The organism is Streptococcus hyointestinalis, from assembly GCF_041225505.1.
Lineage (GTDB): Bacteria > Bacillota > Bacilli > Lactobacillales > Streptococcaceae > Streptococcus > Streptococcus hyointestinalis_B.
In genome coordinates this window covers 1-9,953 of sequence record NZ_JBCLSK010000047.1, presented here as the reverse complement: position 1 = coordinate 9,953, position 9,953 = coordinate 1, and the positions used below count along the sequence as shown (strand labels likewise).

Here is a 9,953-nt window from a genome sequence, read left to right as displayed (position 1 = left end):
CTCTTTATATTATATTTAGTGCAGTTAGCTACTGCCAGAGCCCAAGTGATACACTTGGTATAAGCCACTGTGGATTAGTTCTTTTCCTCCAATCGCTTGACGATTTCTAAAAGGCTCTAACTACAGCTTTTTGTTTCAATTGGTAATGAGTTTGATAACGCAGTGACGTTTTATCTCGTGTAAGGTGACAAGGCAAAAAGTTCGTGGAGTACCAGGTGCGATTGAAGATCATGCTAGGAGGTAACGCTATGCTTTATGTAGGCATTGATGTCGCTAAAAACAAACATGATGTAACGGTCTTGAATGAACAAGGTCAGGTAGCCCTTAAACCGCTCACTTTCTCTAACAACAGAGCGGGGTTTGAACTCCTACACAATACTCTAAAACAACTCAAACAAGACTGTCGTATCGCTCTTGAAGATACAGGACATTATGCCTTTAATCTCTTGAACTTCCTTCATGAACAGGACTATCTGGTCTATACCTACAATCCCTTGCTCATCAAGGAGTTCGCTAAATCACTCTCACTTCGCAAAACAAAAACCGATAAAAAGGATGCTCGCGTCATTGCACTGAAACTTCTTTCTGATCCTAATCGGGAACAATCTCGTCATGACAATAGGCAAGAAGAGTTAAAGATTCTTACCAGACATATCCATCGCCTCAAGAAAAAACAGGCAGATTGGAAAGTCCAGTACACACGTTGTCTAGATGTCATGTTCCCTGAGTTAGACAAACTCATCAGTAAGCATTCTAATTATGCCTATGAACTTCTCTCAATCTATCCTAGTCCTCAAAAAATGCTTGAGGCAGGATTTGAGAAGCTCATTGACATTAAGCGATTAACAGTCCCTAAAATAAAGGATATTCTCAAGGTCGCTCCTAACTCTATCGGGACAACTTCACCCGCCCGTGAGTTTGAGCTCATCGAAATCATTGAGAATATCCGACACTATAACAGGCTCATCGCTAAAGCTGAAAAGCAAGTCGATGAGCTGATGGCTGAGATTGCCTCGGTCATCACGACTGTTACTGGGATTGGTAATCGATTAGGATCTGTTATCCTAGCTGAAATCAGAAATATTCACACCTTTGACACGCCTGCTCAACTACAAGCTTTCGCTGGACTGGAGCCTGCCATTTATCAGTCAGGACAGATGGATTTAGCTGGAAAAATGGTCAAAAGAGGGTCGCCTCATTTGAGGTGGGCGCTCTTACAAGCTGCTAAAGCAACAGCACGTTTTTCTCCAGCGTTCAAAGCCTACCTCAGAACCAAGCTAGAACAAGGAAAGCATTACAATGTGGCCATCACCCATGTCGCCAAAAAGCTGATTAGAGTCTTGTTTTATCTCCTCAAAAACAATATCCCCTTTGACGAACAAAAAGTGAGATAACCTTCTAAAACGATAGATGTAACCCTTGAAAAATGAGTATTTTTCAAGGGCTTTTTGGCGTTCTCTCAAATCATTACATTTGAAACAAAAAGAATTCAGACGAAACTATTGACTTTTCTTATAGTTTGTCTTTTGTTGTTTATTGAGTTTAAAAGTAAATTGAATGATACCAATTTCTGGAGGGCCAAGTTCATATACTAGGCCTGTAATAAAAAAAAACATATGCTCATACATATGTAACCTCCTTTTTCTCTCTATATATAGTCTGCCATAAATTTCAAATTATAAAAATAAAAAATTAAAAAAACTGATAAAGGTATTGTTTACTTCTCAATTTTTTTGTACTTGTACCTCTTTCTCTCATCCCTCAGTTTTTTTGCAATTCTAATTTTTCTGTGTGTTTAGCGTTGACAGAAACGTATGTGTAAGTCACGCTAAACACACAGCGCTAGGTAAAAGTGAATAACGTAAAATAATCTTATCCTGATTTTTTGTTTTGTTTTTTGTGGCATACTAATATTATAGAAATAATTGATTGAGTAGAGACGTAACTATTATAGCTACGTTTTTTATGTTTGAAAGGAGGTAGCTATCGTGGAAACAGCAGGTTTTAGCTGGGTTAGGAAAGAACCAATTTTGTATTTCATTTACTAATAAAAAATAAATGTATAGATAATAAAAGTAATGTCAACAGCAGTTTTAAAAAAAGTTTTTTGAACGTAACAAAGTAAATAATAAAAGTATAGAAACCAAAGTAAATAACAAAAGTCTAAAAATCAAATACAAAAGCTAGCTTAACTCAGTAGCGAAATTCAGAGCATTTAAACCTGAAAATGTCTAACAAGAAAAAACAACAGATTTTTATCTGTATGATGGAACTCTACATCTTATTTGAATTGAGTCAACTTGTCATGTTGTACAATGACCTGGTTATCTTCTTAGCCATCAATTAAGAAGCGCCCTAAGCAAAGGGAAGATACTAGACCAGTAAATAAAAGCTTTAGGTCACTGCAATACTTCAACTTGAATTAAAATGCCTTAAGATTCTTCTTAAGATCTTCTTTAAACGTACATTATCTTCTATAGAAAGGAAAGAACTATGGCAAAGAAGAAACGTAGTCGTTCAGAACGACGAAAAGCTAAAGAGAGAGCTAAGAAACAACAAATTGATTCTCTAACTACTTTCAAAGGCCGTAAACAATTTGTCCAATCAAAAGGATTAACTAATCTAGTCACGCGCTTTAAAAAAGGAAAGGGGATCAAGCGAAATGATTCTAAAAAAACTGGCGAAGACATTCATTTAATTCATACCGATCGAACTCTCCATAACTATGCTGGTTCCTGGAGCAGATTCGCTTCCTTTATTGCTGCAACTGCTACTGCCGAAGAATTAGAAGTTCTTGAAAAATCTAACGATATAGAAGGATGGATTGAGTTAGTTAATCAATACTTAGAACATTGTAAAAAATTAGGACTTTCTGCTCCTACTCAATCAACCTATAAAGCAGCATTAGCCAAAGTTTTAGGTGTATCTTCTACTATTTTTATTGCAACGGATATTCGATATCGTGCCAACAAAAAGAATAATCGCTTAATGTCAAATGACGACAGAATGTCTGAAGAAACAAATAATCGCTGGTTTTCTATCGTATCTGCCACTGGACTACGTAAAAATGAATTCAAGGCTATTACTGGTGATTCTCTACACCAACGTGAAGATGGTCGATATTATCTTAAAATCATTGGTAAAAAACATAAAACAAAGGGAGCACGAGATCGTTGGGTTCCGATTATTACACGAGATAAAGAAGAATTAGAAAGGCTTGTTGAAGAATTTAAACTAGATGGTAAAAAGCGTGTGTTTCAAGTTCCATCTGCTTTAAAACCTCACAAATATCGTGCTGAATACGCAAAGCGTCTTTATCTTCTTGTCGCACGAGATCCTAAAGATATCAAGGATAAAAGGGAAAAAATTTATCTACGAGGCGAATTAAAAGGTGTTGTCCTTGATCGAAAGGCCTGTTTAATTGTATCACGTGCTCTCGGACACAATCGACCAGAAGAGTTTCAGAAATCCTACGCCTATAAGTTAATCTCACAAGCAAACTAAGTAACTTTTTGGTAGTGTAAAATAAGTTGTGTAAACACAAAAAGGAATAAATCCGTTATAGTAGAATTGCGAAACATTACTAGAAAGAGATTTATTCCTGCGACTCAGTTTACCACAGAATTGCTTAACTTCCTAGCCCAAAAGCGACTCAGGAGAATGTCGCTACTTTTCATGAGCGAAGTTTAGAGGTCAATTACTCTGTTTTATTCCTTGACGGAACCTATCTTCCATTAAGATGTGGAACCGTTAGTAAAGAATGTATTCATATCGCACTTGGCATTACACCAGAAGGACAGAAGCCTGTTCTTGGATATGAAATCTCCCCAAATGAAAACAATGCTTCTTGGACAACCCTGGTCGAACTGGTTTTCCAATCATTGTTTAAGCGCAAATCCTGTTTTTCACTAATTTGAATATCTGCATAACGATGCTTACCCTCTCCTAAACTAAAGCTTTCGTCGGTTCCAAAATGAAGTTCCTCTCAATTTTCAAAAATTATATCCACATCCGCTAAAAGGGGTAGTTGGTCTCCAAACTGAGCACTACCACCTTGCACACTAATGCGATCTGCATACCCTTCTACTGCTAGCACATTCTCTCCAGTTCTAAGCAGATCAGCTATCTCATAGGTCTGGTACATCAAAAAGTCACTGTAGTCCGTATAGTCCGGGGTGAAAATCCTATCTGTAACAGCCTCACCATTGATAAAAGTTTGATAAATCCCCTGACAGGTAATCGTCAACTGAGCTGTTCAAATCTCCTGAGACAAGGGAAAGACTTTTTTAAAATAAATCACTGGATGAAAACGTTCTTCAACAGGTTTCTGTGATTTCATTTTCCCGGAGAACATATCTTCCAGTGTAAACTCAGACCCATCTGAAACCCTAGCTCCTAGTCCACTGAGCCAGCGACCTGTCCAAGCTGATTCTTGATTTTTCATATTCACGATCTCCATTCTCTTTTACTTCATTATAGGAAATCTACTCGAGTCAACCAGGTCAAAAAGCGACATCCCTTATCAAAAACCCAACAATTTTTAGACTTATTTTTCAAGCACCTATGACAGAACAAAGAGGCTCAGAAATTTCCTGAACCTCTATTGTCTAATCTAATTTCCTACACACTCACTTTGACCTGACTGCGTCCATTGCCTGTTTTCTTGATGACCAGCTGCTGGCGGATAGTGGCCTTCATCTCCTCGATATGGCTGATGACTCCGACCAGGCGGTTCTCACCGATTTCCTCCAGAACCTGCATGGCCTTCTGCAGGGTCTCCTGGTCCAGCGAGCCAAAGCCCTCGTCGATAAAGAGGGCATCGATTGGCACCCCACGCGAAGAGTTTTGCACGACTTCACTGAGGGAAAGGGCGATGGACAGAGCTGCAATAAAGGTCTCACCGCCTGAAAGGGTGTCCGTTGAGCGAGATTCGCCAGTCTCATTGTCATAGACATTGATATCGAGGCCCCGGTTACTCCTGCGGTCACGCGCCTCTTCTGGCAGCTCAAACTGATAGCGATTATTGGACAATTGATTGATAAAGTGGGCATTGGCATAGCTAAGGATCTGCTCCAGATAGCTTTGGAGGACATAGGTCTCTAGATCCAGCTTGTCTCCCCCTGTCTTTCCATCCATGGCATAGTAGAGCTGGGAGAGAGACTGAAAGGCAGCTTGGGAGTCAGCCTGCTGACTCAAAATCTTCTCAATCGCCTTGAGCTCTTTTGATGCCAGGGCTTGATCTGTCTCAGCCCTGGTCACTTGGCTTGCCTGAATTTCAGCCGCCTTAATCGCAGCCTGTCTGCTTTCCTCTAGGCTGACTAGATCAGGACGCTCATGGTCTGACAAGCTCTCTTCGAGCTGCTGGATATCCTTTTCCAGTCGCTCCTTATGTGTCTGGTACTGGGTGATCTGCCTTCTCAGCTCATCCAGCTCTTGGTCGGCTGCTAGCCAGGTTCTAGCGACCGCTTCCTCATGGGTCAGAGCATCCTCTGCTGCTAATTTTTCGGCTAATTTCCTGCCTGACTCCTTAAGATCCTGACCAAGGTCTGCCAGAACAGACTCCAGAGTTTTGATCTGGCCTTGGTAATTACTAAGCTCCTCCTGATTTTTATTCAGCTGGCTTTCCAGTTGCTCTTTTTGCTCCTCATAGCCTTGAACCTGCTTTTGGTAATCGCTCTGCAGGTCCTCTAGTTCCTGACTGCCAACCTTGACATCCAGCTCTGCGATTTCTGCTTGCAGGCTCTCAATCGTCTTACTTTTCGCATCCAGGTCCTTTTGTCCTAAGTTAAGAGCCTGGTCTAGCTCTTGGAGACTGGCCTTAAGCCGACCAGCCTCAGCCTGCAGTTCTTGGTTTTGCTGGGACTTATCCTTAAAGCTGTCCAGCTGCTCGTTCCGGACCTTCTGAATAGCTGCTAGGTTAAAGTAGTCTGGAAATTCACTACCAAAGCTGGCTTGGAATTGCTTATAGCTGGCATTCAACTGAGCCTGGTAGTCTTGGTATTCCTTCTTCTGCATTTGAAAATCCTCTTCTTGTCTAGCAATCTCTTTTTTCAGAACATCCAGGTCCAACCGTTTCTGTTCATACTGGGCTTGGGCCCGGTCGACACTTTGGATCAGCTCGATCAACTCTTTATTGGATACCATATGACCATTTTCAGCCAAGGGATGGTCCTCCGCTCCACAAACTGGGCAGGGCTGACCATCGACTAAATCCTCCTGGAGCTGGACAATCATCATCTGGCGCCGATCTTGCTCCTTTGCCTGAACTTCCAGTTGAGCCTGTTCAAATTTCTCTTCTAGCTGAGGCAGCTTATTTCGATACTCCAGCAATTCTTTCTCCAGTTGTTTGGCCTTATTCAGAGCACTTTCGTAGTTCTCTGCCTGGCGCTTCAGCTCCCCATCGATAAAGCTAGACATGTCATCAAGCCGAGCTTTTTCTGCCTCCAGTAAAGCTGGATCTAGGACATTTTCCTCTAGCTGAGCCAGACTCTCACTCTGCTCTTTTTTTTGAGCTTGATTTTTTTTTAGCTGAGCCTGAATCTTGTTTAGCTCCAGCTGGGCTTTAGCAATCTTGGCCTGCTTGTCTTCGGCCTGCTTAGCTTTAAAGATCTGAGTCGGTAGCTTTTTGAGTTCTTCTCGTAAGCGATCGATTTCCTTTTCCTTTTCAAAGAGCTTGCTCTTCTGCTCAACCAGGACTTTTCTGGCCTTTTTCTGTTTCTGGCTTGCCACTTGGACTTCCGTTAATTTGGATTGGTTAGCCCGCTCATTATCCCTAGCCTGGTCGATTTTAGCAACATCACTATCTAGTTGCTTTGCCCAACTCAGTTGCTTCAGACGACCTTCTTTTTCATCCTGCTCATCAGTTTTATCCAGAATTTGCTCCTGATAGTCCGCTTGCAAATCCTCTAAACTCTTAAAGTCCAGCGCCAGTTTCTGACCTTCCTGATAGAGCGCATCCAGCCGTTTTCGCTCTGCTGTTGCCTCCTGATGGGCCTTTTTAGCTAGCTCATGACTTTCCTTACGCACCTGAAGGAGCCTACGAACTGTCTCCAACCTTTCTTCCTCCAAAGCAACCTCAATCTTAGCCTGCTCTTCTGGAGTCCATGTATCTGACTGGTAGTGATCCTGGAGCGCTCTTGTCGCCTCCTCGTCTGCTGACTTGGCCGCACTATAGCGCTCCCTAAGCCGATTTTGGAAGTCCTCAAAAATCTCTGTTCCAAAAATCTTTTTGAGTATCTTCTTTTTCTCCTCTGACGAGTCCTTGAGAAAACGAGAAAAATCATTTTGCGGTAGGAGAATAATTTTCTTGAACTGCTCATGGTCCAGGCGAAGTATGCCTGCAATTTCAAGCCCTACATCCTTTGGCTTGCTAGCCAGGCTCTGAAGTTCCTTGCCATCAACCCCATCAACAATAGCCAGAGAGGCCTCAGGCATTTGATTTCTCACCTTACGCGCGCCCATAAGCGTCTGCTCTGGCGAACGCACGACTCTATACAGATGACTCCCCTGCTCAAAGTAAAAGGTCACCTGGGTCTTTTCCTCAACAGTCGCAAACTGACTCCGAACCTCCTTGGGACCACGACTCCCTGTTGTCGCCCCAAAAAGAGCATAGGACATGGCATCCAAAATCGTTGACTTCCCAGCTCCCGTATCACCAGAAATCAGAAAAATCGGTGATTCTATAAAGTTTCTAAAGTCAATATCTGCTGACTCAAAAGGGCCAAAATAAGATAGTTTTAAAGCAATCGGTCTCATGATTTCTCCTTACTTATCTTCGTCAAAATATCCTCTACTAACTCCAACTGGGCCGAACTCAGAGACTGGCTAGTGCTTTCCTGATAGAAATCCCCGATAATGGTCGACTCATCCAGCTCCTCTACATTTCGCCCCCTAGTCCTACGAATGGTCTCCTGCTTGTAGCTATAGTCTAACTCCACAACTGTCCCATAGATCTGCTCCAGCTTTGCCCGCAGGTTCTTGCCCACATGTTCATTGCGATCAAAGTCCTGCACCTGGATGGCAAACCAAGCCTGATGACAAGGCTGGGTCTGATAAAAGCCAGGATCTGTCAGGGTCTCCCAATCCTCCTTGAGAGCGACCAGGTCAGTTTCCTGCTCCAGCTTGACAAAGTGACTCTCTACCCCCTTTTCATCAAACTCAAGGATATAGACTCCCTTATCAGTTCCAGCCTCCTTGACGTTAAATTTGACCGGACTACCCGAATACTGCACCGTCTCACTTGGGGAGGCATGATGGGTATGGATATGCCCCAGAGCCACATAGTCAAAGTCTGAAAAAATCGCTGCATTCAGAGTCGCAAGGCCGCCTACAGTCGAGCTGGTCTCACTTGTCAAGTCTTGAGGATCCTGGCCTGAGGCAGTGACCGCAAAGTGGGTGACGAGGATACGCTTTTTACCAGGAGCAAACCGGGCCACCAAGAGGGGCAGCAAGGCCTGCATGGCATCCGCCAGAGTCCGAACATTCTTGACCTCCTCATCTGACCAGCCCTGCTCTTCTTGTAGGTAGATCCGAGCATCCATGGGATCAAAATAAGGCAGGAGGAAAAGCTGACAGTCCTCCGTCTCGACTGGACTCATGGCCTCTTCAATAAAGGTATTGAGATAAAGCTGTTGGTGCTGCATCCATTCCCGGCTAAAATTAAGCCGCTTGGCACTATCATGGTTACCCGAGATAGCATAGATAGGTAGCTGGTGCTCCAGATTCATCTTCCTCAGCATCTGCTCAAAGGTGGTCACAAAGTCCGCTTTGGGCACCGAGCTATCATAGAGATCCCCCGCAATAATAACCCCATCAACCTTTTCTGCCAAAGCAAGCGCCAGTATCTGCTCAAAAGCGTACTTCTGCTCTTCCAGCAGACTATAGCCATTCAAGGTCCGGCCAATATGCCAATCCGATGTAAATAATAATTTCATTTTTGACCTCTCCTCTCTTTCTGTTTCTATCATACCAGATGACCTAGTCACGTCAAGTCCACCCCCTAACCTTCTAAAAAAATTTTTTCAAAAATCCCTTGCAACCCTCTCCCTTGGCGATTACGATTGCTATTACGATTGTAATAATAATTGTAGGCCTGGTTTTTAAGGCAAGAAAGCCCAGATAGGCAGTTATTTCACAAAAAGATGTTTTTCCCCTTGTCAAATGAGTTATTTTCAAGCATAATGAGATATTTAGAATTAAATGGAGATGAGAACTTTTGCAAACATTAAATCAGTTATCAAACGCGCTGAATTGAACGTTAAACAAAACGAAAAAAACTCAGCACAAAAATCAGCTATGCGTACTGCTATCAAGGCTTTTGAAGCAAACCCATCTGAAGAATTGTTCCGCGCTACAAGCGCTGCGATCGACAAAGCAGAAACTAAAGGTTTGATTCACAAAAACAAAGCTAGCCGTGACAAATCACGTCTTGCAGCTAAATTGGGTAAATAATAAAAAGAGTCTCCTATGTACTGCCCCCAAAAAGTTAAACAAGTTTCAAAACCAAGGCATCCAACAGGTTTCTCTTGTAGTGACCGATGGCTTCAAGGGGCTTGAGCAGATGATCAGTCAGGCTTACCCATTTGCTAAGCAACAACGTTGCTTCATTCATATTAGTCGAAATTTGGCTAGTAAGGTGAAGCAATCTGATCGGACAGTTATTCTGAAGCAATTTAAAACGTTTTATCGTGCTGAAAATTTAGAAATAGCAGTCCACGCTTTAGAGGACTTTATCGCTGAATGGAAACCAAAGTATAGGAAAGTCATGGAAAGTCTGGAGAATACGGATAATCTTTTAACTTTTTATCAGTTTCCCTACCAGATTTGGCACAGCATTTATTCGACAAACCTCATTGAATCTCTTAACAAAGAAATCAAACGTCAAACGAAAAAGAAGGTTCTTTTTCCTAACGAGGAGGCTCTGGACCGTTACTTTGTTACTTTGTTTAAAGATT

7 protein-coding genes and 2 pseudogenes are annotated in these 9,953 nt (G+C 42.3%); 5 read left to right on the top strand and 4 right to left on the bottom strand.

Annotation, left to right across the window (positions count from 1 at the left end):
* The first annotated feature begins 248 nt into the window (after positions 1 to 248).
* The 3 genes and pseudogenes from AALA56_RS09050 to AALA56_RS09040 all read left to right on the top strand — a co-directional run.
* Entirely contained in the window at positions 249 to 1,394 is a 1,146-nt protein-coding gene (locus AALA56_RS09050) for an IS110 family transposase (RefSeq protein ID WP_369909728.1), read from the top strand.
* 1,099 nt (positions 1,395 to 2,493) lie between these two features.
* On the top strand, positions 2,494 to 3,504 hold the full coding sequence (locus AALA56_RS09045; RefSeq protein WP_369909727.1) for a site-specific integrase: 1,011 nt from the start codon (positions 2,494 to 2,496) through the stop codon (positions 3,502 to 3,504).
* A 140-nt stretch (positions 3,505 to 3,644) separates the two neighbouring features.
* Positions 3,645 to 3,866, top strand: a pseudogene (locus AALA56_RS09040) (transposase); the annotation flags it as partial.
* A 119-nt stretch (positions 3,867 to 3,985) separates the two neighbouring features.
* On the opposite strand, the gene AALA56_RS09035 reads toward AALA56_RS09040, so the two are convergent.
* From AALA56_RS09035 to AALA56_RS09020, 4 genes are all read right to left on the bottom strand, one after another.
* Complete coding sequence (locus AALA56_RS09035; RefSeq protein ID WP_369909726.1) at positions 3,986 to 4,246, bottom strand: alpha-L-rhamnosidase N-terminal domain-containing protein; 261 nt, start codon at positions 4,244 to 4,246, stop codon at positions 3,986 to 3,988.
* 9 nt (positions 4,247 to 4,255) lie between these two features.
* A complete protein-coding gene (locus AALA56_RS09030) occupies positions 4,256 to 4,444 on the bottom strand; it encodes a hypothetical protein (RefSeq protein ID WP_369909724.1) in 189 nt (62 codons plus the stop codon).
* A gap of 176 nt (positions 4,445 to 4,620) precedes the next feature.
* Positions 4,621 to 7,755, bottom strand: a complete 3,135-nt coding sequence (locus AALA56_RS09025) for an AAA family ATPase (RefSeq protein WP_369909723.1) — start codon at positions 7,753 to 7,755, stop codon at positions 4,621 to 4,623.
* Positions 7,752 to 8,933 carry an exonuclease SbcCD subunit D gene (locus AALA56_RS09020; protein WP_369909722.1) on the bottom strand — a complete coding sequence of 394 codons (1,182 nt, stop codon included), beginning with the start codon at positions 8,931 to 8,933 and terminating at the stop codon, positions 7,752 to 7,754. Before AALA56_RS09020 ends, AALA56_RS09025 begins: the two co-directional genes overlap by 4 nt.
* A 265-nt stretch (positions 8,934 to 9,198) precedes the next feature.
* Between AALA56_RS09020 and rpsT the strand changes: the two genes are divergently transcribed.
* Positions 9,199 to 9,450 carry a 30S ribosomal protein S20 gene (rpsT, locus tag AALA56_RS09015; RefSeq protein ID WP_369909721.1) on the top strand — a complete coding sequence of 84 codons (252 nt, stop codon included), beginning with the start codon at positions 9,199 to 9,201 and terminating at the stop codon, positions 9,448 to 9,450.
* Positions 9,451 to 9,502: 52 nt separating this feature from the next.
* Positions 9,503 to 9,953: pseudogene (locus AALA56_RS09010) on the top strand (IS256 family transposase); the annotation flags it as partial.